Raw genomic sequence first — 24,811 nt, 5'->3', positions numbered from 1 at the left:
GGCGGGGCGCTGCTCCGCCCACGGCCTAAAGCTCGCCCCCTGCGATCAAACTGACGGACTGCGCAATGGAAATCATCGACATCTTCTTCAATCTCGACGTGATGCGCCGCGCTTTCCCGATCTTGATGCGGGGGCTGCTCAACACCATCCTGCTGGGCGCTTCGGCGATTTTCTTTGGCGGTATCCTTGGCGTGCTGGTCTGTCTGGTGCGGCTCTATGCGGCCAAGCCGTTCCGGCTGCTGGCGGTTCTGTATACGGATATCTTCCGCGCCATTCCGGTGCTGGTGGTGCTGATCCTCGTCTATTACGCGCTGCCCTTCGCGGGCATCGTCTTTTCCTCATTCGTGGGGGCGACCATTGCGCTGGCGCTGGTGCTGGCGGCCTATACGGCAGAGGTCGTGCGCGCCGGGATCGAAGCCGTGCCGCGCGGCCAGTTTGAGGCCTGCGATGCGCTTGGCCTGTCTTTCTTTACCACCATGCGCAAGGTGATCCTGCCGCAGGCGTTTCGGATGATGATCCCGCCGCTGGCCTCCTATGCGGTGGCGATCATGAAAGACACCTCGCTCGCCTCGGTCGTGGCGATGGATGATCTGCTGAAACAGGCCACCGACGCGCAGGCGCTTTTCGCCAACCCCACGCCGCTGCTGCTGGCCGCGCTGATCTACATCGCGATCCTTTGGCCAATGGTCCGTTTCACCGGCTGGCTAGAGCAGCATTACAAGCGCGGCTACCGCTGAGCCGAAGCGGCCCCGTCCCCCACAAAATTACCGTCCCGCGCGCCTGCGCGGCCAACACCCTACGGAGATTACAATGTCCACAGAAACAGGAACGGGCGACGCCTATCTCCTCTATCACTCCATCGGGCAATACCCCGGCAAACATGCGGATATGCTGGCCGGGCTCACCGATTTCACCGATGCATGGGCCGCGCCCAACGGCGACCAATGGGCCGATGTCTTGCCCAAACGCCAGCAGTTCATTGACCTCTGGGCCGAGTTGATCGGCGCGCCGAAGGGCACCGTCACCACGACAGAGAGCGTCACCACCGGGCTGATGGCCGTCATCGGTGCGCTGCCCGAAGGCACCCTGCGCGGCAAGAAGGTCTTGGTGGCTGAGGATGGTTTCCCCTCTCTGCACTTCCTGCTTACCGGCCTGTCGAAGCGTTTTGGTTTCACGTTGAACACTGTGCCGATCCGGCAAGGGGGGCACTGGGTCGAGGCCGAAGACATCATCGCCCATTGGGACGAGGAGGTGGCGCTGGCCCTGCTGACTTGGGTCAGCTCGACGACCTCGCACCGGTTGGACATCCCGCAATTGGTGGCGCATGGCCGCAAGATGGGGTCGCTCATCGGGGTGGATATGACGCAGGCCGTGGGGCTGCTGCCCTATGACGTGACCGCGCCGCGCGTCGATTTCGCCCTGTCGACCAGCCTCAAATGGATGTGCGGCACGCCGGGGGCGGGGATCGTCTATATGGATGCCGATTTGATCCCGCAGTGCCAGCCCGAGATGCGCGGCTGGTTCTCGCAAGGCAATCCGTTCTCATGGGATCTGGACGCTTTCGAATTCGCGCCTGACATTCGGCGGCTCGACAGTGGCACGCCCTCGACCGTTCCTGCGGTGGCCAGCCTGCCGGCGATGAAATGGCGCATGGGGCAAAACACCGAAGTCTTGGCGGCGCATAACCGCAAGCTGACCGCGCAGCTACAGGCGGGGCTTGAGGGGATGGGCCTGACCCTTGCCAGCCCGGCGGACCCGGATCAGCGGGGCGGCAGTCTTATGGTGGTTCTGCCCGATCACATTGATGCGGCGGATGTGGTGGCGCAGTTGGCCGCGTTGGAGATTTACGTCGACAACCGCAGCCAGACCCTGCGCATGTCGCCGGGGGTGCTGACCACCGCCGCCGGGATTGACCGCACGCTGCACGCGCTTCGGGCTTTTCTGACCTGACGCTCGCCGGGGCCGCGATGTGCCGTCAGGAGGCGGCCATCGCATCCGGCCGCCCTTCGAGCGGCGGGAAGTCTACGAAAAAGGTCGTGCCTTCGCCCTCGGCGGTTTCAAAGCGGATTTCCCCAAGGTGCTGGTCGACAATAGCTTTGACGATGCTCATGCCCAGCCCATGCCCCTCTTTGACCCGGTAGCTGGAGCCGCGGGAAAACCGTTCGAAAAGAACCGGTTGCAGTTCCAAAGGCAGGCCGCTGCCGTGGTCTTTGACCCAGAAACCGGTGCCATCTTCCGAAAGACCAAGCTGAACCGTGCCGCCTTCGTCCGAGGCTTTGATCGCGTTGGACAGCAGGTTTGACAACAGCCGCGTAAGCCGCCCTTCGTGCAGCCGCAACAGCGGTGCGGGGGCCTCGGAGGGGGTCATTTCCAGGCCGACGCCGCGCTCTTTCGCGTATGAGACCAAGGTCTCTGAGGCTTGGACCAAGAGCGGTGCCAAGGCGCGTTCGGAGAACCCCGATTGATCCGGCCTGCGCAGGGTTTCGACATCCAGAATATCCCCCACCATCTGATCGATCGCCCGCGCGTTGCGCATCGCAAGCTCCAACAGTTTGCGCTTTTGCGGCGGCAGATCGTCCGGGTTTAACTCAAGCAGGCGCAGCGCCCCGGTCAGCGCGGTCAGCGGGGTCTTCATTTCATGGCTGACGGTGGCAATCAGCTGGTCCTTGGCGCGTTCAAACTCGCGCTGTTCGCTGACGTCGCGCACCACGCCAAGATAGCCCAGATGCTCGCCCCTGTCGGTCTCGACCTTGGCGGTGGCGACCTGGCCTTCGAAGGTCGTGCCATCGGCGCGGCGACAGGCGACGGAGAATCCGCTCTCTTTGCTGGTGGTGCCGGCATTTGACAGCTCTTCGCCGACACGTTCATAGCTGCCGAGGGTCTCGTAAAGAACCGCCGTTTGCCGCCCCAAAAGCGCGTCGGGGGCATAGCCGAACAGTGTTTCTACCGCCGGGTTCACCATGGCCACGCGGCGGTTGGGGTCGGCCATGATGATGGCCTCGGGCACGGCATCTACCATCGCCTTGAGCAGCCCGCGCTGTTCGCGCAGCGCGCGGCGCTCGGATTGCCGCGAGAGCTCGCTGCTCAGCCAGCGGGCGAGGAATTGAACGAATTGGGTCTGCGCCTTGCTGAACGGGGCGGGGCGCGGGGCGGTACCGGAAAAGTTCAACGTCCCAAAGAGCGCATCGCCGATTTTCAGCGGTGCCCCAATGTAGCTTTCCAGCCCAAAGTTCTCGTAGCAGGGGTGGGCCGAAATCTCTTGCTGGCCCGCGTGGTGAAAAGCAGTCACATCGTCGTTGCCAAGCGTATGCAGGCAATAGGTGCCATTGATGTCGAAGGTGCTGCCCGGGGCGGGTGCCCAATCGGGCCCATGAACATAGACGCATTCATAGACCGGGTGATCCACGCGGGAGACGATGCCAAGTTCGAGGTCGAGCGCCTCTGTGCCCAGTTGCAAAAGCTTGGCGATCTTGTCTTCGACAGAGAGGTCAGGTTCGACAGCAAGCATATAGAGTTGCCGCAGCGGATCGTCGAAATCCGCCAGAGCGTTGTAAAAGTCGTTCATATTTGCCTCTGTCGTGATCTTTGCATCTGTCTTGGCGCGTGGGCAGATGTTCACCCAAGGTATCCCCCTCGGGCACCGCTGCCAATGCCGCAACGGCTAAATTGGGGCAAGAACAAGACTTTTCACCCAGGTAAGCAGACGGATGCCGATTGGCAGAGACGGCGTGCGCCACTTTGCAAAGCGGTGGTCATCGTAAATCGAGCAGCTATGGTACGGCCAACGAGGGTTGCGAAGAGGGGAGATTTGACCATGCAATTGATGCGATACGGGGCGCGGGACGGCGCGAAAACGCCGGTGGTGCTGGATGCGGCAGGGCAGGCGCGCGATGTCAGCAGCCTTGTGCCGGACTTCACGCCCGAGACGATCCCGACTTTGCGCGAGGTGCTGGACGGTGTCGATATGGAGGGGCTGCCGCTGGCCCAGACCCAAGGCCAACGCATCGCCGCGCCGGTAAGCCAGCCGCGCAACATCTGGGGCGTCGGGTTGAACTATTCCGACCATGCGGCGGAGTCGGGCATGGAGGTCCCGCGCGAGCCGATCCTGTTCAACAAGGCCAGCCGCACCTATTGCGGGCCGAACGATCCGCTTCTCTATTCCAAGCAGATGAGCAAACTTGATTGGGAGGTCGAGTTGGGCGTGGTGATCGGGCGTACCACCTTGAACGTCAGCCGCGATCGGGCGCTGGATCATGTGCTGGGCTATTGCGTCGTCAACGACGTGTCAGAACGCGCGTGGCAGGCCGAGCGGGGCGGGCAATGGGTCAAGGGCAAGAGCTTTCCCAACTTTTGCCCGACAGGGCCAGTGCTCGTGACAGGGGATGAGTTGGGCGATCCGGGCAAGCTGTCGCTTTGGACCGAGGTCAATGGCGAACGGCTGCAAGATGGTTCTACCGAAAAGATGATCTTCGATGTGGCGACGATTGTCTCCTACATGTCCGAATTCATCCAGTTGGAGCCGGGCGACCTGATCTGCACGGGCACCCCGCCGGGCGTGGGCATGGGGCTGAAACCGCAGCGCTATCTCAGCCCCGGCGACCGGGTTCGGCTGGGCGTGCAAGGGCTGGGCGAGCAGGAGCAAGTGGTGGAGCACCTGCTCGCGCGGTGAGCCGCGGTGTTGAAGAGCCGAGGTACGGCGCTCAGGCCACCTCGGCCTCCCGCGCTTCGGCGGCGGCGAGGGCAATGGCAGGGCGCAGGGGCAGGGTCAGCAAAAAGCTACTGCCCTTGCCCATGATGCTGGTGGCGACAAGGCTGCCGCCATGGGCGGTGGCGATGTCGCGCGAAATGGCAAGGCCCAGCCCGGTGCCGCCAAAGCGCCGGGTGGCGGTGGAATCGACCTGATGGAAGGGTTCGAAAACGCGCTCCAGTTCATCTTCGGGGATGCCGATGCCGGAATCCGTCACGCGGAATTCCACCACCTCCCCCCGGATGCGGCAGGTCAGCGAAATGGTCCCTTCGTCGGAGAATTTCGTCGCATTGCTTAGCAGGTTGATCAACACTTGCTGAATGCGTTTGCCATCCGCCAGCATCACGCCGCTGGCCGATTTCACCTTCAATTCTAGCCCTTTGTCTTCGACCATCGGGCGCAGCTGATCTGCGGTCGGGGTGACGATATCGTCGATCTGCACCGGCTCCATCGCGATGGACAGGCTGCCCGCGTCGATCTTGGCAAAGTCGAGCACCTCGTTGATCAGGGTCAGCAGGTGATTGCCCGACCGCTCGACCGTTTGCATGATGTCGCCCAGTTTGGCCATCGTCGCCGAAAGCTTGGGAGAGAGCGTTTCGCGGGTCTGGGGATCAGCCTCGATGGCGTTGCATAGGTCACGCGCCGCCGGGGTCCGGTCGAAATGCCGCGCAAGGCGGACATGGCCCAGAATGACGGTCAGCGGCGTGCGCAACTCATGGCTCAGCACGCCCATGAAATCGGTCTTGGCCTTGTTCGCGTCCTCGGCGGTCAAAAGCGCCTTCTTCAGGTCGGTCACGTCGATCCGTAGGCCCACGACGCTGCCGTCCTTCATCCGCCGGTCCGACGTGCGGATGATGCGGCCATCGGGCATGCGCTGCTCGGTCTCGAAGGCGCCGTTCTCTCGTTTTTCCAGCCAGATGCGGATCCATTCCTCTTCCTTGCCGATGGCATCGGGGACCATGCCGCGGCGAATGCTGTCCCGCACGATCTGTTCATAGGTCGAGCCGGGCTTCACCACGTCGCTATAGCCATGAATCTCGCGGTATTTTTCGTTGCAAAGCACCAAGGTACCCTTGGCGTCATACATGACGAAACCGTGGTCCAAGGCTTCGACACCGGTGCGCAGCCGTTCTTCGGCAAGTTTGCGGTTGTCGGCCAGACGCATGATGTACCACGCAAAAATCGTAATGCCGAGCGCGCCTTGCAGACGCAAAAGCCAGTTCAGCCAGAAGTCCGGGCGGTGCTCTGGCCAGCCGCCTTTGACCGTGGCGGCCAGCTGCCAAGTGCCAAAGGCAAAGCTGAAGTCGAGCTTGATCGGGTCGACCAAGGTCAGTTCGGGGTCACCGATGATGGTCTGTTCGACCTCTCCCTCTGGCGTCAACTCGCGGATGGCCAGATCGTATTTTTCGGTCAGTTCGGGGATTTGCAACCGGGTGACGAGGGCGTCGTAATCGACCACCATCGAGAGGATGCCCCAAGGCGTGTCCGGCGCGGCATTGGTGCCGGTTGAATCAAAGATCGGATGTCGCAGGATCAACCCGCGCCCGCCCTGCACCAGATCGACCGGGCCGGTGACCAGCCCCTCACCGCTTTGCAAAGCCTGTTCGACTTTCGGCAATTGCGCCGCGTTCTGGCGGTAGTCCAGCCCCAGCACGCCGCGATTGGCCTCATAGGGGTGGACGATGGTGACAACGAGGTCGGGGGCGACGGCGAGGTTGATGACATCCGGATTCTCGGCCATGAACTCTGCCGCGCGGGCGCTGAATTCGGATTGGGTGATCGTCGGGTTCTCGCTGATGACGGTGGCCAATTCGCGCAGTTTCAGGATCTGCTCGAAGATATCCGCGCGGATCCGTTCGCGGACTTCGATCAGCTCCAAGGTGGTGTCGAGCTCCAGATCCTGCATGTAGGTCTGATAGGACAGCGTCTCGATCCGATGGCCAAAGCCAAGGACAACGGCGCAGAGCGCGACCAGCACGACAATCCGTTTCGCACGCTGAGACAGCGCATTTCTGATCTTTTCCATGCCGGCTTTGCCCAAAGTGGTCCCTGTCCTCCACGCTCCGGCCTTCTGAGGGCCGGATACGCCCCGGGGGCATTAGACCGCACAGTTCTTTGTTGACGCAAGAAAAATACCCGGATGCATGCAAATGCCGGGGCGGTAGCGTCAATTTTGCATAAATCGCGCCTATGAGGGCGCGGATTGTCCCAACAATTCAACCAGAACGCGACGTAGTAGGGCAATGTCTTGGGGGTTGGACATGCTGGGGGCATGGCCGCAGCCGGGGAATTCGGTCATGTCGGGCCGGGGGCCGCTTTGTGTCATGCGCTGTGCGGCCTTGGGTTGCAGCAGGTCCGACTGCGCGCCGCGCAGCAGATGGGTGGGCGTGCGGGTCCGTGACCAACGGTCCCATGTCGTCAACTCATGCGCCGAGGCGGTGAATTGCACGGTGATGCGCGGATCATAATGCAGGGTCAGCCGTCCATCCCCACGGCGCCGCAGTGAAGACCGCGCCATGCGCTGCCAATAGGCATCTGCCGCCGGGCCGAAGGGCGCGTAGGTCTGGCGCAGCCAGGCTTCTCCTTCCGCGAAACTGTCGAAGGCGGGCAGGCTGCCCACATAGGAAAGGATCCGCTGCACCGCGGCCTCGGGCAGTTCGGGGCTGATGTCGTTCACCACCAAGGCGCTGACCCGCTGCGCCTCGAGGCTAGAGGCCACATGCATCCCGATCATGCCGCCCAGAGAGGTGCCGAACCACGCGGCGCGGTCGATCTGGAAGTGATCCAAAAGCCCCGTCGCGATCTGCGCGTAGTGTTTAACGGAATATTCCACCTCAGGGTCTCGCGCCCAACTCGACCTTCCGCGCCCGATCATATCGGGACAGAGCACATGGAAATCCCGCGACAGGGCAGCGGCGGCCTCATCGAAATCGCGCCCTGTGCGGGCCAGACCGTGCAGCATTAGCACTGCAGGCTTCTGGCGATCACCCCATTCGGCGACATGCACCTCATGGCCCATTACGGGGACAAAGTGGAACTGGGGGGCGGTCATTGGCGCGTGCCTTTCCAGATCACCATGGGCATAGCGCGGGTGATGCCACCCGCGCCCTTGCCCCCTGCCAGCCGTACCCGCGCGACCGCGGCCCGCGCGATCATGGCGCGTCCGCCATGCGCTTGCGTGTTAGCATCGCGTCCTCCCTGCACGGGCCAGCGCCGTGTTGCGCCGCCTCCTCCCGTCGACTAGCTTGCGGTTTCAGCATCGGAAATAGAGTTAGACGGAGCAAGATGGTGGAAATACGTACCGACGATTGCTTTGCGCAGGGGCGCTTTGAAGAGCTTGCCTTTGTTCATGCGCCCGTCGGGCTTGTGGTGACCGAGAACCGCTGCATCCGCGACTGCAACAACGCCTTCGCGGCCATGTTCGGCTATGCGCGCGGCGATCTGCGCGACCAGCTTTTCGCCATTCTCTACCCCTCGGATGAAGAGTTCGTAAACATCCGCGACCGCGGCGTGGACCAGCTGCGCAAGACCAATACCTATTGGGACGAGCGTATCATGGCACGGCGCGACGGCAGCCTGTTCTGGTGCCGGGTGCGCGGCCATTCCTTCACCCCCGAACGCCCGCTCGACCGTGCGGTCTGGAGCTTTGCGGACCTTTCTGCCGAACGGCCCTATCTGCCGCTGACCCGGCGCGAGCGCGAGATCCTGAGCCATCTGGCAGAGGGGCTGACCAGCAAGCAAATCGCGCTCAACCTCGATATCTCGCACCGGACGGTAGAGGTCTATCGCGCGAAATTGCTCAAGAAATTCGGGGTCAGCAATACGTCGGGCCTGTTTCATTCGTTGGGCGGGATCGACAGTGACCATGTGGTGTCCAACAGTACGAAGTGAGCGGTCTCGGCGCTTAGCCCGCGTCATTCCATTCATCACCCTGTTCGGCGCTCTGTGGGGGCGGGGCCGCGGCAGGCTGCGCTTCACCGTCGGATTTGCCCGCTTTCTCAGCGGCTTCGGCCATCGCGTCGGCCCGAGCGTAGAGGCTGCGGATCTCCATCAGATCGGCCTGCGTGGGCGTCTTGCTTTCTGCCTTTGCGTCAGAGGGCTTCGAGGGTGGGGTTTCACTATCTGTCACTGCAAAATCCGCGTTTTGACCATGTATCACACGGCCAATTCCGTGGGGTGAGCACAAGCTACCGGCCTGAAATTGCGCCGCCAATTGGGCAAAGCCCCAGCCGGGTCAGGGTTATCCCCTATAGTCGGGAATAAGCTGCTGAAATTGGGGCAGATATTTTCACGAATTTATGGCGCGCCGTCGTATACCCGTTTTGCGAGGCGGTTTAATCGGCCCTTGTCAGGGTTTCCCCCAATAGACAGGGGAGCCGAAAAAGCCGACCTTTTGAGGGAAAGTAGAGGTGCGCATGAGCTTGGTCGCGGCGTTTACATTGATTGCGCTGTGCGGGATCGTCTTGTCCGGCGTGATGATCGCCAAGCAGATCGGCGATGCGATCAACCGCTTCGCCGTAGGGGGCGCGGTTGCGGTCTTGGCGCTTTATGTCGCCGTAGTATTGGCATCGGCCCCGCGCGGCGGCGCCTATGGCGACCCGATCGAACTGGTCTTTGCGGTGGCGGCGCTTGCGGTGCTGGTGGCGCAGGTCTGGCGCGTGATGCGCAACCGGCGCAAGCTGCAAAACACCGCCAACACCGATGAGACACGGCGCAGATTGCCCGACTTCCTCGACCATTTGCCGGTGCAGGCGGCCTTTCTCACGCCCGATATGACCTATGCTTTCGTCAATGACGCCTATAGCGCGTCCTTCGGCAGGCCAGCGGATGAGATCGTGGGCAAACACCTGTCGCAGATCGTCCCACCGGACCTGCTGGACGAGATTTCGGACAACCTTGAAAAGGCCTTGGCCGGGCGGCAGGTCACATGGCATTTCGATTTCTCGCGCCCCGTGCTGGACCGCACCCAAGGGGCGGCGGTCTATCAGCCGCTGTCCGACCGGGGGCAGGTGGTGGGGGTTTTGGTCATGATCATGGACCGCTCCGCCGTGCAGGACGCGGTGCATGAGGCAGAGGTCAGCGCGGCGAAACATGCGCTTGCGGCAGAGGTGGCGGGTATCGGCTATCTGGAGTGGGATCAGCAGGGCGCGCTGGTCGATGCTTCGCCCGAGGTGGAAGCGCTTTTGGGCAGCGACGCGCAAGACCTGCGCGAGATGTGGCAGCAGGGGCAGAGTTTCGTGGAGCCGCGCAGCCGCGCCACGATCCGCAACAACCTGCATATGGCAGGCAGCCGTCCGCGCGATGTGGTGGAGAACGTCAAGTTCCTTGCCGCCAGCGGACGCCAGATCGAAGCGCGGGCCTGCATCCGCCGTTTGGACCGGGGCCGTCATGTGCATCTGCTGGCCGCGATTCAAGATGTGACGGATCAGCAAAACGTGCTGACCGAACTGGTGGAAAGCGAAACCCGCTTTCGCGACTTCACCGAAAGCGCGACCGATTGGGTCTGGGAGATGGACGCCGAAGGGCGTTTCACCTTTCTGTCAGGCGGGGGCCGTCAGACCGACAGCGAAACCCCGATCTTCGATCTGGGCAAAACCCTTGCCGAAGCCGATGTGGCGAAAGACCAAGGGGATTACGAGCTGCTAAAACAACGCTTCGCCGCGCGAGAAGCCTTTCGCGATCTGCGGTTGGTCCTGCCCTTGGGCAAGGGGCGGGCGCGGCAGATCGACATGTCAGGCAAATCTTTCTTCGATGCCCAAGCGGAACTGGCAGGCTATCGCGGCACCTGTTTCGATATGACCGAAATCGCCACCGCCGAGACCGAGCGCAAAAGCGCATTGGAGGCTCTGGCGCTGGCTTTCGAGAATATCTCGACCATGGTGGCGCTCTTCGACAGCAGCGACCGTCTGGTCTATTGCAACGAGGAATATCGCGCGACCTATGCCGGGATGGAGGGCGATATCATCGGGAAACATTTCGATGAACTGCTCGCCCATTTCACCCAGACCGGCAAATTGGCGACGACCACCGAAGGCAAGTTCCGCTGGAGCGCGCAGCGGCGCGACCGGCGCAACGCCCCGGCCAAGTTCTTTCGCGCGCGGACATCGACGGGCCGTTGGCTAGAAGTGACGGATTACCCCGTGGCCGCGGGCGGGCTTTTGACCATCGCTTCCGACATCAGCGAAAAGGTCGAGCGCGAAGAGCGGCTGCACCGGCATGAAACGGCGCTGCAACTGCTCAACCGGCGCGAAACGCTGGGCCAGATGACCGCCGCCATCGCCCATGAATTGAACCAGCCTTTAGCCGCTATTCACAATTTTGCCGCAGGCTGCGTGCTGCGTGCCAAGAACGACCAGCTTGAGAGAGAGGATATGATCGCCGTGCTCAACAATATGCAAAGCCAATCTGAACGGGCCAGCGCCATCCTGCGCTCCATGTCGAACTATCTGCATAGCGACGATGCCGACCGCAATGCGGTCCGCTTTGACGAGATCCTCCGCTCGGTGCAACTGCTGATCCAGCCCGAAAGCTCGGCCACCGGGGTCACCGTGGCCATCAACGATCAATGTGGCGAAGTCGCCCTGCATTGCGCCCGGATCGAGATCGAGCAGCTGTTGATTAACCTCATCAAGAACGGCATCGACGCCTGTCGGGAGGCGGAGCGTGCGGATGCCGAAGTGTCGGTCACCGCGCGCTGCGAAGCCGGGGAGATCGTGATCGACGTGGCCGATGCGGGGCGCGGCTTTGCCCCGGACATGCCCGCGCAGACCGCTTTCAGCGCCTTCCGCTCGACCAAGGACAAGGGGCTTGGCGTGGGGCTGGCGATTTGCGAAACGATCGTTCTGTCCCATGGCGGAACGATCGCTGTGACGAAATCCGATGCCGAAGGCGCCTGCCTGACCGTGCGTCTGCCGTTGGAGGTGCAAAAGTAGAATGTCGCAAGAGGGGATCGTTTACGTCGTCGATGATGACGCCGCGGTGCGGGAGTCTCTGGTGTGGTTGCTGGGCTCCGTTGGGCTGCGCGCCATTCCCTTTGCATCGGCGGCAGCGTTCCTAGATAGCTATGAGGACAGCGGTTGCTGCTGCCTTGTGAGCGACGTGCGGATGCCGGGGATGAGCGGTTTGGAGTTGCAAAAGGCGCTGAACGCGCGGGGGATCAAACTGCCGCTGATCCTGATGACGGCCTTCGGCGATGTCTCTACCGCCGTGGCGGCGATGAAGGCGGGGGCGGTGGATTTCATCGAAAAACCCTTCAACAACCAAAACATGCTCGACCTGATCAACGCGGCCCTTCAGTCCGATGCGGCCCGGCGCAAGAGCAAGGCGGCAGAGGTCGAAAACGCGCAGCTTCTGGCCCGGCTCACCCCGCAGGAGCACCGGGTGTTCGAACGGGTGGCGGCGGGGCTTTCGAACCGCGAGATCGGCAGCGAGATGGACATCTCTATCAAGACGGTCGAGGTGCACCGCGCGCGGGTGATGCGCAAGCTTGAGGCGAATTCCGTGGCGGAACTGGTGCGGTTCCATATGCACAATGCGCCATCAGGCGAAGGTGATGGCGGCGAGGGCACATAAAAAGCCCCGGCAGTGCAGGACCACCGGGGCAGGCTGCCCAGCCCCCGGCGAGGGCGAAGGGCTGGGGGCTTCCCGGCGGCATGAGGAGCGCCGGGAAAGCGTGGATCACGCCGGCTTGGGTTCCAGCGCGCCCACGGTCACGTCGAGGGTCTGTTCAGACCCTTTGCGCAGCACGACGACCTCTGCCCCGCTCTCGGGCGTGGTGGTGGCCACGGCGCGGGTGAGGTCGCGCAGATCGTCCACTTCCGTGTCGCCGAAGGACAGGATGATGTCGCCCTTCTTGAGGCCCGCTTTGGCGGCGGGGCTCTCTTCGGTAATCGCTTCGATCACTGCGCCGCGCGGCTCGTCATAGCCCAGCACATTGGCGACCTCGGGGGTCATGGGCCGGATCTGCACGCCCAGCCAGCCCCGCTCGACCGACCCGTCATCGGCCAGATCGGCGACGATGGTCTGCACCAGATCCGAGGGCACCGAGAAGCCGATGCCGACCGACCCGCCACCCGGGCTCAGGATCGCGGTGTTCACGCCCACGACCTCGCCGTCGTTGTTGAACAGCGGCCCGCCGGAGTTGCCGCGGTTGATCGCCGCGTCGGTTTGGATAAAGTCATCGAAGGGGCCTGCCTGGATGTCGCGCGACAGGGCCGAGACGATGCCCGAAGTGACGGTGCCGCCAAGGCCGAAGGGGTTGCCCACGGCCACGACCTCATCCCCCACGCGCAGGGTTTTCGAGGTGCCAAAGTCCACTTTGGGCAGGTCCACATCCGCAGAGACTTTCAGCAGCGCGATGTCGGTCATCGCGTCACTGCCCACCACCTCGGCGTCGAACTTGCGGCCATCGGCGAGTTTCACGGTCACTGTCTCGGCACCTGCGACGACGTGGTGGTTGGTCACGATCTGGCCGTCCTCGGAGATGATGAAGCCCGAACCCAGACCCTGACGCGGGGCGGGGGCGGCGCCATCCTGACCGGGCAGCATGTGCTCGAACCGGCGGCGCAGTTCCTCGGGCATGCCGGGGGGCAGCTGTTGCTGGGCCACGGCCTGTTGCTGCTTGCCGGTCACCTCGATGAAGACGACGGCCGGGGAGACGGCCTCGACCAGGTCGGCATAGCCGCCCGGCGGGACGGCGAGCGCGGCCGAGGGGGCCAGCGCCAGCATCGGCGTCGCGGCCATCGCGGCGCTCAGCGCAAGGGCGGCGGCGCGGGGGGCTTTGGAAAGGGTCTTGGTCATTGCATGCTCCTTGCTGTGCATTCGGTCGTTCCGGGAGCCTATCTGGACCTGCGGTTTTACAGTGCCTTGCCGTGCCCTATACAAATTTGTGAGATTGCCGACTGCGGGCTGCACGGGCGGCGAATTTGGCATAATTCATCGGCAATCCTACATGAGGTCCCGATGAAACTGCTTGTTGTCGAAGACGATACCACCACCAGCACCTATATCGCGCGCGGCCTGCGCGAAGAGGGGCATGCGGTGGATGTGGTCGCGGATGGCCGCGACGGGTTGGTGCAGGCCACCACCGGGCAATATGACGTGCTGATCCTTGACCGAATGCTGCCCGAGTTGGATGGGCTGACGCTGCTGAAAACCCTGCGCGGGGCGGGCAATGCCACGCCGGTGCTTCTGCTGACGGCGATGGGCGCGGTGGAGGACCGGATCGACGGGCTCAATGCCGGGGCGGATGACTATCTGGTCAAACCCTTCGCCTTCGGAGAGCTATCGGCGCGGGTCAACGCATTGGCCCGCCGTCCGCAGGCGCTGGAGCAGGAAACGGTCCTGCGCGCAGGCGACCTAACCATGGACCTCATCAGCCGCCGGGTGACGCGGGCGGGCCAAGAGATCGACCTGCTGCCGCGCGAGTTTGCCCTCTTGGAGCATCTTTTGCGCCGCAAGGGCCGGGTTCAGACCCGCACCATGCTGCTGGAGGCGGTCTGGGACATTTCCTTTGACCCAATGACCAATGTGGTGGAGACCCATATCAGCCGGTTGCGCGCCAAGGTCGACCGGCCCTTTGACAGCGAACTCATCCAGACCGTGCGTGGCGCTGGCTATAGGATCGACGCATGAGGGCGCGGCTGGCGGGGCTCTGGCGGTCGATGCCGCTGCGTCTGGCGCTTTTGCTGGTGCTTTTGTTCACCATCGTCAGCCTGCTCAGCCTCGCGGCCAGCTATGCCGTGACCCAGCGGTCGTTCGAGCAAGCGATCCGCGCCGATCTGGCACAGGACATGGCGGGCTTTCGTGCCGCCCCCGGCGCCGCCGCGCTCGCGCGGCTGGTCGAGGCGGAATCGCGGGAGACCGACCCGAACCGCCTGATCCTCAGCTACATCGGTCCCAACGGGCGGATCTACGGCAACGGGGCCATCGCGCGGGATAACGAGGGCTATCACATCGTCTCGCTCGGCGCGGCGCGGGCGGAGTATCGGGGTGTTTACCTGACTCTGACCGACACGCTCTATGGCGGGCTTTTGACCATCGCGCGCAGCCGGGCCGAGATCACGGCCCTGCGCGAAGTTTTCGTCAATATTCTGCTGGTGAGCCTGCTGCCCACGGTGCTGATCGCGCTGTCGGGCGGGCTGATCCTTGCCCGTCGCTCCAAACGCCATGTGGAGGTGATCCGCGCCACGCTGGACCGGCTGACGACAGGGGATCTGGCCGCAAGGGTCGCGCCGGGGCCGCGCTGGTCGGATGACCTGCTGCGCATCGGTGAGGCGGTGAACCAGATGGCCCGGGCGCAGGAAACCTCCGTTGCGGCGCTACGGCAGGTCTCTCTCGATATCGCGCATGATCTGAAGACCCCGATTCAGCGTGTCTCTGTCCATCTCGACGATCTGGACCGGGCCGAGGCTGCGGGCGCGGACCGCGCCGAACCGCTGGCCCGTGCCCGGGCCGAGTTGGAGGGCATCGCCGCGATCTTTCAATCGCTTTTGCAATTGGCGCAGGTGGAGCAGGGCGAGGCCCGCGCGCATTTCGCCTCCGTCGACCTCACGGCGCTTTGCCGCACCATGGTCGAGCTTTACGAACCCGCAGCAGGGGAGCAGGGCAAACACCTGCTTTGCGATCTGCCCGAAACCCCTGTTCATGTCACCGGTGACCGCGCGCTTTTGGGGCAATTGCTGGCCAATCTGATTGAAAACGCCCTGCGCCATTCCGGGGATGCCGAGGCGGTGGAGGTCGCGCTGAAGCAGGCGGCGGGGCAGGTCACGCTCACGGTGGCGGACGGCGGCCCCGGCATTCCGGCTGAGGACCGCGACAAAGTGTTGCAGCGCCTTTACCGGCTTGATCGCAGCCGGGGCACGCCGGGTCATGGCCTGGGTCTGGCGCTGGTCGATGGGGTGGCGAAACTCCATGGGGCAAGGCTGGAGCTTGCCGACAACGCGCCGGGGCTGCGCGTCGTGGTGAGGTTCGACAGCTAGAACGCGGGCCAAGCACTGCGGCAATTTAGCCTGTGCCGCTCCCGCCGCCGGGTCCTATATAGGTCAGGAAACAATACGCGGGGGCTTCATATGCTCGACGGTTACACCGCCGAAATCCTAGCGCGGGTGCAGTTTGCATTCACGGTTTCGTTCCACATCATCTTCCCGGCTTTCTCGATCGGGTTGGCGAGCTTTCTGGCCGTGCTCAACGCGCTCTGGCTGTGGAAACGCGAAGAGACCTATCTGAAGCTCTTCAACTACTGGAAGAAAATCTTCGCGGTGGCCTTTGGCATGGGGGTCGTCTCGGGCATCGTCATGTCCTACCAGATCGGCACCAACTGGTCGGTCTTCTCTGACAAGGCGGGGCCGGTGGTCGGGCCGCTGATGGCCTATGAGGTGCTTTCGGCCTTTTTCCTTGAGGCGGGCTTTCTGGGCATCATGCTTTTTGGCCGCAAACGGGTGGGCGACGGGCTGCATATGTTCGCCACAGCGCTGGTCGCGCTTGGCACGCTGGCCTCGGCCACATGGATCCTGTCGGTGAACTCTTGGATGCAGACGCCTGCGGGCTTTGCCATCAATGACGTGGGCCAATTCGTGCCCGAGGATTGGTGGGCGATCGTCTTCAACCCCTCCTTCCCCTACCGTTTGGTGCATATGGTGCTGGCGGCCTATCTCACCACGGCGCTGGTCGTGGGCGGGGTCGGGGGGCTGCACCTGCTGCGCGACCGTGCGGATGCGGCAGCGCGGCGGATGTTCTCCATGGCGATGTGGATGCTCTTGCTGGTCACACCGCTCCAGATCCTCGCAGGCGATATGCACGGGCTGAACACGCTGGAGCATCAGCCCGCCAAGGTCATGGCGATGGAGGGACATTACGACAGCCACCCCGAAGGCGCGCCGCTGATCCTCTTTGGTATCCCGAACCCCGAGGAAAAGCGCATCGACTACGCGGTAGAAATTCCCAAACTGTCGTCGCTGATCCTCAAGCATGATCTGAACGCGCCGCTCGACGGGCTGGACACGATCCCAGACGCGGATGAGCCGCCGGTGGCCATCGTCTTTTGGTCTTTCCGCATAATGATCGGGCTTGGCTTTGCGATGCTGGGGCTTGGCCTTTGGGCCGCATTCGCGCGGTTGCGCGGGCGGCTTTACGACGCGCCGATGTTGCACCGTCTGGCGCTGGTGATGGGGCCGACCGGCTTTGTCGCGGTGCTGGCGGGCTGGATCACGACCGAGGTCGGGCGGCAGCCCTTCACCGTCTACGGACTGTTGCGGACCTCGGAAAGCCTTGCCCCGATCGAGGCACCGGCGGTCGCGACCTCTCTGATCGCTTTCATCGTGGTCTATTTCTTCGTCTTCGGCGCGGGCACTTGGTATATTCTGGCGATGATGCGCAAGCCGGTTGTCGGTCATGTGCTGGAGGATGAACGCGACGACGTTCAGGGGGACGACGCGCAAGACGGGGCGGCGCAGAACGACCCGGCGCGCGGCGAGGGGCCGATCCTTGCTGTCGGCGAAGAGGCGGCGGTCAGAGACAAGACTGCGCATAACAAGGGCGAGGAGAGCTGAGATGTTTGGACTTGAACTTTCGTTCATCTGGGCCGGGATCATCGCCGGGGCGGTGCTGATCTACGTTATCCTCGACGGCTTCGATCTGGGCGTTGGGCTGCTCTTCCCGATGACCAAGGACGAGGGCGAGCGCAACGTGATGATGAACTCGGTCGCGCCCATCTGGGACGGCAATGAGACGTGGCTAGTCTTGGGCGGCGGCGGGCTCTTCGCCGTTTTTCCGCTGGCCTATGCGGTGGTGATGCCCGCGCTTTACATGCCGATCATCCTGATGCTGCTGGGCCTCATCTTCCGCGGCGTTGCCTTCGAGTACCGCTGGCGCACGAAACGCTGGAAACCGTTGTGGGACATGGCGTTCTTCGGCGGCTCGCTGGTGGCTTCCTTCTGTCAGGGCATCGCCTTGGGCGCGCTGGTGCAGGGGATCGAGATCGAAGGCCGCGCCTATGCGGGCGGCTGGTGGGATTGGCTCACGCCCTTCTCGATCCTGACCGGTGTGGCGGTGACCACGGGCTATGCGCTCTTGGGCGCCACATGGCTCAACATGAAGCTTGAGGGCCGCATCCAAGCGCATATGCGCCGCCTTGCATGGCCGCTGGCGGTGGCGACACTGGTCTTCATGGGGCTGGTTAGCCTTTGGACACCCTTCACCGATGCGGTCTATTTCGAACGCTGGTTCGCATGGCCCACAGCACTCTTCAGCGGCATCGTTCCTCTACTCGTGGCGCTGGCGGCGTTCGGCATGCTGCGCGGGTTGCAACGCCGAGGCGACAAACAGCCGTTCTTCTGCGCGCTGGCGCTCTTCGTGCTGGGCTTCATCGGCATCGGGATCAGTTTTTACCCGCATATGGTGCCGCCCAGCCTGACCATTGCAGAAGCTGCCGCCCCGGATGAGAGCCTGATGTTCGCGCTAGTCGGCACCTTGGTGCTGCTGCCACTGATCTTGAGCTACACCGCCTATGCCTATTGGGTGTTCCGCGGCAAGATCGACCCCGAGGAGGGCTATCACTGATGCGCCACTGGCTGAAACGCGCGGGCTGGTTCGTGGCGCTTTGGCTGGCCAGCGTCGCCCTGCTGGCGGTGGTGGCCTATGGCATCCGGCTGGTGATCATGCCCGGCTGACGCAGCGGCGCGGGCCACGGGTCTTGCCAAGCGCGCTGGCTTCTGGCCTCTTCGGGCCAAAGCAGCACGAAAGGACAGCCCGATGCGCGCCATGCAAGTCACCGCCTATGACGAACCGCTCACCCTGCAAGAGCTTGAGATGCCGATGCCGGGGCAGGGCGAGGTGCTGGTTCAGGTCGAGACCTGCGGGCTGAACTTTGGTGATCTGTTGATCATCAAAGGCACCTATCAGGAAAAACCGCCGCTGCCCTTCACGCTGGGGATGGAGATGGCGGGCAGGATCACCGCTCTGGGCGCGGGGGTGGATCACCTGAAGGTCGGCCAGCGCGTGGCGGCCTATACCGGCTTTGACGGTCTGGCCGAATATGCCGCCATTCCGGCAGCCGTCTGCGTGCCGATCCCCGAAGAGATGAAGGCAGTCGACGCGGCGGCCTTTCTGATCGCCTATGGCACCAGCCATGTTGCGCTGGACTACAAGGCGCGGTTGCAGCCGGGCGAGCGGCTGCTGGTCTTGGGCGCCTCGGGCGGCATCGGGCTGACAGCGGTGGAACTGGGCAAGCTGATGGGGGCCGAGGTGATTGCCGTGGCGCGCGGCGAAGATAAGCTCGCCGTCTGTAAAGAGGCGGGCGCCGATCACCTGATTAATTCCGAAACCGACGACATCCGCGCCATCGTCAAGGAATTGGGCGGGGCGGATGTGGTCTATGACCCGGTGGGCGGTGATCAGTTCAAAGCCGCCATGCGCGCCTGCAACCCCGAAGCGCGGCTGATCCCCTTGGGCTTTGCCAGCGGCGAGGTGCCGCAGATCCCGGCCAATATCCTGCTGGTGAAAAACCTCACCGTCTTGGGCTTTTACTGGGGCGGCTATGCCAAGATCAAACCTTCGGTCCTGACCGACAGTTTCGCCGAGCTGATCAAATGGTATGTGGCGGGCAAGCTGAAACCCCATGTCAGCAACGTGATGCCGCTGGAACAGGCCAATGAGGCGCTGGCCCTGCTGCGCGACCGCAAGGCGACGGGCAAGGTGGTGGTCGAGGTGGCGGCTTAAGCCCGCCGCCCGCCCTGCAAACGGGTCACGCGCAGCGCCTTCTGGCGCTCGCGCAGGTAGACGAACAGACCCGAGGCAAGGATCAGCGCGATCCCGACCCAGACCTCCCAGACCGGGAGGTCGCCAAAGATCACGAAACCCCAGAACACCGCCAGCGGCAGGCCGATATATTCGAACGGGGCGACGGTGGCGGCATCCCCCAGCCGGTAGGCTTGGCTGAGGCAATAGCCGATCAGCGCGATGTTCAACCCGATGCCGAGGAAGGTGAGGTAATCCTCCCGCGCGGGCAAAATCCACGCGCGCAGCAGAAACTGGAGCGAGGCACTGCTGCCCTCATCCACGAACCGCCCATCACCTGCGATCAGGAAGAACCCCAGCGACACGGCGACAAAGGCGGCTTGGATATAGACCATCAGCGCCGAGGCTTTGGAGTTCACCCCAAGCTTGCGGGTCATCAATTGGTTCAACGCGTAGGTCAGCGCCGCCAGCACCGGCAGCAGCAACACCCAGCGGGAGGTTTCGAGCGTCGCGGTGCTGGCCCAAGGGCGCATCATGATCACAACGCCGATGAACCCCACGATCACCGCGCCAAGCCGCAGCGGGCCGACCTTTTCACCCAACAGCGGGATCGACAGCACCGTGATGAAAAGCGGTGCGGCAAAGAACAGCGCTGTCGCTTCGGCCAGCGGCAAAACCGATAGCGCCAGAAAGAAGGACATGTTCGAGATCACGATGAGCAGCCCGCGCAGCAGATGCAGCCCCGGCTGCCGCGTTTTGAGCAGGTGAAACCCGCCTTCGAGTTTGACCAGCACCAGCCCCAGCAGAATCCCGATGGCCGAGCGGGTGAAGACGATCTGATGCAGCGGATAGCCGCCCGACAGACGTTTGATCAGCATGTCATTGACCGAAATCGCGGCGACGCCGAGAAGGATCAGCCCGATCGCCAGTCCGGCGCGGTTATGGGAATTACTTGTCATGGCAAAGACCTATCAGCCCGGCGCGTAAGGTCCAGCGCTTTGACATTGGTTTGCACAGAATTACCCGCTAGACTGTTGCGATACGCCAAAGGGAGAGCCAGCCATGCAGATGTCCGACACCCGCCAGATCGCCGCCACCCCTGCCGAGGTTTACGCGGCATTGCTCGACCCGGAGATGCTGCAAACCTGCGTGCCCGGCGCACAAGACGTCTCAGGCTCGGTCGAAGAGGGCTATGACGCGACGGTGGTGCAAAAGGTCGGCCCGGTGAAAGCGACGTTCAAGGGCCATGTCACGCTCTCTGATTTGGTGCCGAATGAGGCGCTGACGATCACCGGCGAGGGCAAGGGCGGCGCCGCCGGTTTCGCCAAGGGCGGTGCTGAAGTGCGGCTGGCCGAAAAGGACGGCGGGACCGAGTTGAGTTATGATGTCGAGGCCAAGGTCGGCGGCAAGCTGGCGCAGCTTGGCAGCCGGATCATCGACGGTTTCGCCAAGAAAATGGCGGATCAGTTCTTCGACAACCTGCAATCCTCGCTCGAAGGTCCGGCAGAGGAGGGCGCAGAGGCGCAGGACACCGAAGAAGACGCGCCCGCCAAAAAGGGCTGGTTCGGCCGCGCCAAGACCTGAAGGCATCTGTTCAGCCGGTGCAAAGCCGGTTAGGTTGCGCGCCTTACCAATGCGGAGACGACCATGCCGACAATCGTGGATATTCAAAACCTGCGTAAATCCTACGCGGGCGGTTTCGAGGCGCTCAAAGGGGTCAATCTACAGATCGAAAAGGGCGAGATTCTCGCGCTTCTGGGCTCGAACGGGGCGGGTAAGACGACGCTCATTTCGACCATCTGCGGCATCACCACTGCGACCAGCGGCAAGGTGACCGTCGGCGGCCATGACATTCGGGATGATTTCCGCGCGGCCCGTTCCATGATCGGGCTGGTCCCGCAGGAGATCAATCTCGAACCCTTTGAGAAGGTCATCAACACCGTGCGCTTCTCGCGCGGGCTGTTTGGCCGTCCGGCGGATGAGGCGGTGTTGGAGAAAATCCTGCGGCAACTCTCGCTCTGGGATAAGAAAGACAGCCAGATCCGCGAGTTGTCGGGCGGGATGAAACGCCGCGTGCTGATCGCCAAGGCGCTGGCGCATGACCCCAAGGTGCTGTTTCTCGATGAGCCGACCGCGGGCGTCGATGTGGAACTGCGCAAGGATATGTGGGAAATCGTGGCGGGGCTGAAAGCCTCGGGCGTGACGATCATCCTGACCACCCATTATATCGAAGAGGCCGAGGCCATCGCCGACCGGATTGGCGTCATCGCCAAGGGCGAATTGCTGCTGGTCGAAGAGAAACACGCGCTGATGGCGCGGATGGGCAAGAAGCAACTCGAAGTCCAACTGACCGAGCCGATCACCGAAGTGCCGCCGGCGCTGCAATCCCCGGACGTGGAATTGTCCGCCGATGGGCAATCGCTGATCTACACCTATGACACCAATGCCGAGCGGACCGGCATCACCAAGCTGCTCTCCAAGGTCGCGGAAAGCGGTCTGGTGCTGCAAGACGTGGCGACACGGCAAAGCAGTTTGGAAGATATCTTTGTCGATCTGCTTAAGGAGGATGCGGCATGAACTGGACCGCGATAAAAGCCATCTACGCTTTTGAAATGGCGCGTTTCTTTCGCACCATCACGCAAAGCATCATCTCCCCGGTGCTCTCAACCTCGCTTTACTTCGTGGTCTTCGGCGCCGCCATCGGCAGCCGCATTGATGAGGTCGAGGGCGTGAGCTACGGCGCCTTCATCGTGCCGGGGCTGATCATGCTCAGCGTCATCACGCAGTCGATCTCCAACGCCTCTTTCGGGATCTATTTCCCGAAATTCATCGGCACGGTTTACGAGCTGCTCTCGGCCCCGATCAATTTCTTCGAGATCGTCATCGGCTATGTCGGCGCGGCGGCGACCAAGGCGCTCTTTATCGGCACGATCATCCTGATCACGGCGTTCTTCTTTGTCGATATCACCATCCAGCACCCCATCGCCATGGTGGCCTTCCTGATCCTGACCTGCATCAGCTTCGCGCTGATGGGCTTTATCATCGGCATCTGGGCGGGGAATTTTGAGCAGTTGCAACTGGTGCCGCTTCTGATCGTCACGCCGTTGGTCTTCCTTGGCGGGTCTTTCTACTCGATCTCGATGCTGCCGCCGGTCTGGCAGGTGATCTCGCATTTTAACCCGGTGGTCTATCTGATCTCGGGCTTTCGCTGGGCGTTTTTCGGCGCGGCGGATGTGCCGATCATCACCAGCCTTGCCGCCATCGCGCTGTTTACCGCGCTTTGCCTTGGCGTGATCTGGTGGATTTTCCGCACCGGCTGGCGTCTGCGGGCCTGAGCCTACGAAACTTGGGCGTCCGCCTTGTTTGCGCGGGGTGGGCGTTCTACATGGAGGGCATGAGAATTCGGCTGCCCTTCCTGAAATCCCCGCCCAGCGTTTCCGTAATCCGGCTTTCCGGCATGATCGGCGCGCAGGGCCGCGCGGTGTTGAACGATGCCACCATGGGTCCGGTCATCGAAAAGGCTTTTGCCAAGGGCAAGCCTGCCGCTGTCGCCTTGGAGATCAACTCCCCCGGTGGCAGCCCGGTGCAGTCGTCGTTGATCGGCGCGCGCATCCGGCGGCTGTCCGAGGAAAAGAACATTCCCGTCATCGCCTTCGTCGAAGATGTGGCCGCCTCGGGCGGCTATTGGCTGGCGGCGGCAGCAGACGAGATCTACGCGGACCCAAGCTCGGTCGTCGGCTCCATCGGGGTGATCTCGGCCTCCTTCGGGGTGCATGAGTTCATCCGCGAGCATGGGGTCGAGCGGCGCGTCTATACTGCAGGGCAGAGCAAATCCCTGCTCGACCCGTTCCGCCCGGAAAACCCCGAAGATGTCGCGCGGCTGAAACTGCTGCTCGAAGACATCCATGAGAACTTTATCGACCATGTGAAGACCCGCCGCGCGGGCAAGCTGCCCGAGGGGCAAGACCTCTTTACCGGGGAAATCTGGCTGGCCAAACGCGCTGCCGAACTGGGGCTGATCGACGGGATCGGCCATCTGAAACCACTGCTGAAAGAGCGCTTTGGCGACAAGGTCAGGCTGCGCCGCTATGGCGTGAAACGCGGGCTGTTGTCGCGCTTTGGCGTTCAGATGATGCAGGACGCGGTGCAGGGCATAGAGGAACGCGCGGCCTTCGCGCGGTTTGGACTCTAGCCCATGGTTTTCAAGATCGTCCTGCTGTTTCTGGTGGCCATGGGCCTCATGGCTTGGTTTGGAAAAATGCATTGGCTGGGGGGCAAACGTCTGTCCCGGACCAAATGCCGTGACTGCGGACGTTACCGCATTGGCAAAGGCGATTGTGCCTGTAAGGGAGGGCGTTGATGCTGATGCCATGGCTACTTTCGGGGCTTGGCCTCGTGATCCTGCTGTTTGCGGGGGATGCGCTGGTGAAAGGGGCGGTGAACCTGTCCCTGCGCCTTGGCGTGCCTGCGTTGATCGTCAGCCTGACCATCGTGGCCTTTGGCACTTCGGCGCCGGAGTTGCTGATCTCGGTCAAGGCGATTTTGGACGGGGTGCCGGGGCTGGCGCTTGGTAATGTCGTGGGGTCGAATACGGCCAATATCTTGATGGTGCTGGGCATTCCGGCGCTTTTGGCCACGATGCACACCTCGGAATGCAGCACCCGCAAGACCTATAACCAGATGATAGCGGCTTCGCTCTTGTTCATCGCGCTGGCCTTCCGCGGCGTCTTTGACTGGATCGCCGGGCTGATCCTGCTCGCCGGTCTGGCCTATATGCTTTTCGACGCTTTCCGCGATGCCAAGGACCACCGCCACGCCTGCCGCAGCGGCGCGGCAGAGGATGAGGAAGAGCCCGAAGGCGCGGACCCCGATATGGCGGGCTGGCAGATTGCGATGTTCCTGATCCTCGGGCTGATCGGCCTGCCCTTGGGGGCGAGCCTTTTGGTGGATAACGCCACGATCATCGCCCAGACCTATGGGGTCAGTGACACGGTGATCGGCCTGACGCTGGTGGCCGTGGGCACGTCGCTGCCGGAACTTGCGACCACGGTGATGGCGGCGCTGCGCCGTCAGGCGGATGTGGCGCTTGGCAATGTGATCGGCTCCAACATGTTCAACCTGCTGGCGATCATCGGCATCGCGAGCCTTGTCGGTCCGATCTCGGTCGACGAAGCCTTCTTGCGGATCGACCTTTGGGTGATGTTGGGCGCGTCGCTCTTGCTGATCCCCTTCGTCTATCTGGGCCGCGATATCACCCGACTTTGGGGCGTGGTGCTGAGCGCGCTATACGGGCTTTATTTGTTTATCATCCTGATCTGAGGAGGGCGGCAG

The 24,811-nt window shown here is 62.8% G+C and carries 23 protein-coding genes; 17 read left to right on the top strand and 6 right to left on the bottom strand.

The genetic code is table 11. From position 1 onward, the window contains the following. The first annotated feature begins 65 nt into the window (after window positions 1–65). Both ACGYLI_RS03235 and ACGYLI_RS03230 read left to right on the top strand, forming a co-directional pair. Window positions 66–737, top strand: coding sequence for an amino acid ABC transporter permease (locus tag ACGYLI_RS03235; RefSeq protein ID WP_067265504.1), 672 nt, complete (start codon window positions 66–68; stop codon window positions 735–737). A gap of 73 nt (window positions 738–810) precedes the next feature. Next, a complete protein-coding gene (locus ACGYLI_RS03230) occupies window positions 811–1,950 on the top strand; it encodes an aminotransferase class V-fold PLP-dependent enzyme (protein ID WP_394417022.1) in 1,140 nt (379 codons plus the stop codon). A 25-nt stretch (window positions 1,951–1,975) separates the two neighbouring features. Here the strand turns inward: ACGYLI_RS03230 and ACGYLI_RS03225 are convergent, their stop codons facing one another. Continuing rightward, a complete protein-coding gene (locus ACGYLI_RS03225; RefSeq protein ID WP_394417020.1) occupies window positions 1,976–3,565 on the bottom strand; it encodes an ATP-binding protein in 1,590 nt (529 codons plus the stop codon). A gap of 249 nt (window positions 3,566–3,814) precedes the next feature. On the opposite strand from ACGYLI_RS03225, the gene ACGYLI_RS03220 reads away from it, so the two are divergent. Next, the gene (locus tag ACGYLI_RS03220; RefSeq protein WP_394417018.1) at window positions 3,815–4,669 is read left to right on the top strand and encodes a fumarylacetoacetate hydrolase family protein; all 855 of its coding nucleotides are present in this window, start codon (window positions 3,815–3,817) and stop codon (window positions 4,667–4,669) included. A 31-nt stretch (window positions 4,670–4,700) separates the two neighbouring features. Here ACGYLI_RS03220 and ACGYLI_RS03215 read toward each other — a convergent pair whose 3' ends face one another. Together ACGYLI_RS03215 and ACGYLI_RS03210 are read right to left on the bottom strand one after the other, a co-directional pair. Next, on the bottom strand, window positions 4,701–6,773 hold the full coding sequence (locus ACGYLI_RS03215; protein WP_394417016.1) for an ATP-binding protein: 2,073 nt from the start codon (window positions 6,771–6,773) through the stop codon (window positions 4,701–4,703). Window positions 6,774–6,935: 162 nt separating this feature from the next. After that, on the bottom strand, window positions 6,936–7,799 hold the full coding sequence (locus ACGYLI_RS03210; RefSeq protein ID WP_394417014.1) for an alpha/beta fold hydrolase: 864 nt from the start codon (window positions 7,797–7,799) through the stop codon (window positions 6,936–6,938). A gap of 233 nt (window positions 7,800–8,032) precedes the next feature. On the opposite strand from ACGYLI_RS03210, the gene ACGYLI_RS03205 reads away from it, so the two are divergent. After that, window positions 8,033–8,638, top strand: coding sequence for a helix-turn-helix transcriptional regulator (locus ACGYLI_RS03205; protein WP_067265514.1), 606 nt, complete (start codon window positions 8,033–8,035; stop codon window positions 8,636–8,638). Window positions 8,639–8,651: 13 nt separating this feature from the next. On the opposite strand, the gene ACGYLI_RS03200 is transcribed toward ACGYLI_RS03205, so the two are convergent. After that, complete coding sequence (locus ACGYLI_RS03200; RefSeq protein ID WP_394417012.1) at window positions 8,652–8,876, bottom strand: hypothetical protein; 225 nt, start codon at window positions 8,874–8,876, stop codon at window positions 8,652–8,654. Between the two features lie 286 nt (window positions 8,877–9,162). On the opposite strand from ACGYLI_RS03200, the gene ACGYLI_RS03195 reads away from it, so the two are divergent. Together ACGYLI_RS03195 and ACGYLI_RS03190 are read left to right on the top strand one after the other, a co-directional pair. Then, the gene (locus tag ACGYLI_RS03195) at window positions 9,163–11,679 is read left to right on the top strand and encodes a PAS domain-containing protein (RefSeq protein WP_394417011.1); all 2,517 of its coding nucleotides are present in this window, start codon (window positions 9,163–9,165) and stop codon (window positions 11,677–11,679) included. A gap of 1 nt (window position 11,680) precedes the next feature. Continuing rightward, window positions 11,681–12,319, top strand: coding sequence for a response regulator transcription factor (locus ACGYLI_RS03190; protein ID WP_394417009.1), 639 nt, complete (start codon window positions 11,681–11,683; stop codon window positions 12,317–12,319). Window positions 12,320–12,424: 105 nt separating this feature from the next. On the opposite strand, the gene ACGYLI_RS03185 is transcribed toward ACGYLI_RS03190, so the two are convergent. After that, complete coding sequence (locus ACGYLI_RS03185; protein ID WP_394417007.1) at window positions 12,425–13,546, bottom strand: Do family serine endopeptidase; 1,122 nt, start codon at window positions 13,544–13,546, stop codon at window positions 12,425–12,427. Window positions 13,547–13,708: 162 nt separating this feature from the next. Between ACGYLI_RS03185 and ACGYLI_RS03180 the strand changes: the two genes are divergently transcribed. From ACGYLI_RS03180 to ACGYLI_RS03155, 6 genes are all read left to right on the top strand, one after another. Then, window positions 13,709–14,380: a response regulator gene (locus tag ACGYLI_RS03180; RefSeq protein ID WP_394417005.1), complete on the top strand. Its 672-nt coding sequence runs from the start codon at window positions 13,709–13,711 to the stop codon at window positions 14,378–14,380. Beyond that, window positions 14,377–15,726: a sensor histidine kinase gene (locus tag ACGYLI_RS03175; RefSeq protein WP_394417003.1), complete on the top strand. Its 1,350-nt coding sequence runs from the start codon at window positions 14,377–14,379 to the stop codon at window positions 15,724–15,726. The genes ACGYLI_RS03180 and ACGYLI_RS03175 overlap by 4 nt, the downstream gene beginning before the upstream one ends. Before the next feature lie 90 nt (window positions 15,727–15,816). Then, window positions 15,817–17,295 carry a cytochrome ubiquinol oxidase subunit I gene (locus ACGYLI_RS03170; protein ID WP_394417001.1) on the top strand — a complete coding sequence of 493 codons (1,479 nt, stop codon included), beginning with the start codon at window positions 15,817–15,819 and terminating at the stop codon, window positions 17,293–17,295. A gap of 1 nt (window position 17,296) precedes the next feature. Beyond that, complete coding sequence (gene cydB, locus ACGYLI_RS03165; protein ID WP_394411611.1) at window positions 17,297–18,304, top strand: cytochrome d ubiquinol oxidase subunit II; 1,008 nt, start codon at window positions 17,297–17,299, stop codon at window positions 18,302–18,304. Next, entirely contained in the window at window positions 18,304–18,414 is a 111-nt protein-coding gene (locus tag ACGYLI_RS03160; RefSeq protein WP_136720396.1) for a DUF2474 family protein, read from the top strand. The genes cydB and ACGYLI_RS03160 overlap by 1 nt, the downstream gene beginning before the upstream one ends. A gap of 82 nt (window positions 18,415–18,496) precedes the next feature. Next, a complete protein-coding gene (locus ACGYLI_RS03155; RefSeq protein WP_394416999.1) occupies window positions 18,497–19,462 on the top strand; it encodes an NADPH:quinone oxidoreductase family protein in 966 nt (321 codons plus the stop codon). Here ACGYLI_RS03155 and ACGYLI_RS03150 read toward each other — a convergent pair. Further along, complete coding sequence (locus ACGYLI_RS03150; protein ID WP_394416997.1) at window positions 19,459–20,439, bottom strand: DMT family transporter; 981 nt, start codon at window positions 20,437–20,439, stop codon at window positions 19,459–19,461. The two genes, ACGYLI_RS03155 and ACGYLI_RS03150, sit on opposite strands and share 4 nt — an antisense overlap. 103 nt (window positions 20,440–20,542) lie before the next feature. Between ACGYLI_RS03150 and ACGYLI_RS03145 the strand changes: the two genes are divergently transcribed. The 5 genes from ACGYLI_RS03145 to ACGYLI_RS03125 all read left to right on the top strand — a co-directional run bounded on the left by ACGYLI_RS03145 (window position 20,543) and on the right by ACGYLI_RS03125 (window position 24,799). Further along, a complete protein-coding gene (locus ACGYLI_RS03145) occupies window positions 20,543–21,064 on the top strand; it encodes a CoxG family protein (RefSeq protein WP_394416995.1) in 522 nt (173 codons plus the stop codon). 63 nt (window positions 21,065–21,127) lie between these two features. Then, on the top strand, window positions 21,128–22,057 hold the full coding sequence (locus ACGYLI_RS03140) for an ABC transporter ATP-binding protein (protein ID WP_271693019.1): 930 nt from the start codon (window positions 21,128–21,130) through the stop codon (window positions 22,055–22,057). Next, window positions 22,054–22,815 carry an ABC transporter permease gene (locus ACGYLI_RS03135; protein ID WP_067265544.1) on the top strand — a complete coding sequence of 254 codons (762 nt, stop codon included), beginning with the start codon at window positions 22,054–22,056 and terminating at the stop codon, window positions 22,813–22,815. Before ACGYLI_RS03140 ends, ACGYLI_RS03135 begins: the two co-directional genes overlap by 4 nt. Before the next feature lie 59 nt (window positions 22,816–22,874). Further along, complete coding sequence (locus ACGYLI_RS03130) at window positions 22,875–23,672, top strand: S49 family peptidase (protein WP_394416992.1); 798 nt, start codon at window positions 22,875–22,877, stop codon at window positions 23,670–23,672. Between the two features lie 167 nt (window positions 23,673–23,839). Next, window positions 23,840–24,799: a calcium/sodium antiporter gene (locus ACGYLI_RS03125; RefSeq protein WP_247744594.1), complete on the top strand. Its 960-nt coding sequence runs from the start codon at window positions 23,840–23,842 to the stop codon at window positions 24,797–24,799. Window positions 24,800–24,811: the final 12 nt, after the last annotated feature.

This window comes from Sulfitobacter sp. 1A13421 (assembly GCF_043557285.1).
GTDB lineage: Bacteria > Pseudomonadota > Alphaproteobacteria > Rhodobacterales > Rhodobacteraceae > Sulfitobacter > Sulfitobacter faviae.
The sequence above is the reverse complement of the archived record's forward strand: the minus strand, read 5'-3'. Positions and strand labels throughout refer to the sequence as shown.